This is a genomic window from Massilia sp. UYP34, assembly GCF_056279385.1.
In genome coordinates, this window is sequence record NZ_JBWBRF010000056.1 from 1 (window position 1) to 1,195 (window position 1,195).

1 protein-coding gene is annotated in these 1,195 nt (G+C 57.7%); it reads left to right on the forward strand.

Going from position 1 to position 1,195, the window contains the following annotated elements:
* Positions 1–68: 68 nt before the first annotated feature.
* Positions 69–1,156, forward strand: a protein-coding gene (locus tag ACZ9AQ_RS24160) for an IS3 family transposase (protein ID WP_429207347.1) whose coding sequence is annotated in 2 segments (ribosomal slippage) — positions 69–321 and positions 321–1,156 — 1,089 coding nt in all. Because the reading frame shifts where the segments join, the coding sequence is not laid out codon by codon here.
* The last annotated feature ends 39 nt before the right edge of the window (positions 1,157–1,195 follow it).

A 1,195-nucleotide genomic window follows, 5' to 3' on the forward strand; every position in this document is an offset into this window, starting at 1 on the left:
GGTAATCCCCCCGCAAAAAGAGCGCGATCAGAAGTAGAATTTTCTACTTAAGATACAGAAAGCTCTACATGAAGACCTCCCGTTTTACCGACAGCCAGATCATCGCCATCCTCAAACAGGCCGAAGCCGGCAGCCCGGTACCGGAGCTGTGCCGCGAGCACGGCATCAGCAACGCCACGTTCTACAAGTGGCGCTCGAAGTTCGGCGGCATGGACGCCTCGTTAATGGCGCGGATGAAGGAGCTGGAGGAGGAAAACCGGCGCCTTAAGAAGATGTATGTCGAGGAGCGCCTTAAGGCCGAGATCGTGGCGGAGGCGCTCACAAAAAAATGGTAGCGCCATCTCAGCGGCGGGAGATGGCGCAATGGGCCGTAGCGGACCGCTCAGCCACGGTTAAGCTGGCGTGCAAGGCGTTTGGCATCAGCCAGACCTGCTACCGCTACAAGGCCAAGCTGGATGCGGAAAATGTCCTCATTGCCGACTGGCTGGTACGACTGACGAACAACCAGCGTAACTGGGGCTTTGGGCTGTGCTTTCTGTACCTGCGCAACGTCAAGGGCTTCAAATGGAATCACAAACGCGTCTACAGGATCTACCGGGAGCTCGAGCTGAACCTGCGGATCAAGCCGCGTCATCGCCTGGTGCGCGAGAAACCGCTGCCGCTGACGGTGCCGATCGCGATCAACCAGAGCTGGTCGATGGACTTCATGCACGACCAGCTCGCCGACGGACGCAGCATCCGTTTGTTCAACGTGATCGATGACTTCAACCGCGAAGGCCTGGGGATCGAGGTCGACTTCTCGCTGCCATCAGAGCGCGTGATCCGCTCGCTCGACCGCATCATCGAATGGCGCGGGAAACCAGAAGCCATCCGATGCGACAACGGGCCTGAATACATCAGCGCGGTGACCCTGGCATGGGCAGCAAAACGCGGCATCCGCATCGATTTCATTCAGCCTGGACAGCCCCAACAGAACGCCTACGTGGAGCGCTACAACAGGACAGTTCGCTATGACTGGCTTGCCCACCACCTGTTCGAGACGCTCGACGAAATTCAGGAATTTGCCAGCAACTGGTTGTGGACCTACAATCACGACCGGCCCAACATGGCGCTCGGCGGTATCACGCCAAAACAGAAATTGGCACTCGCCGCTTAACCTCTACTTTTAGCGTGCTCTAAAAATGGGGGGATTACC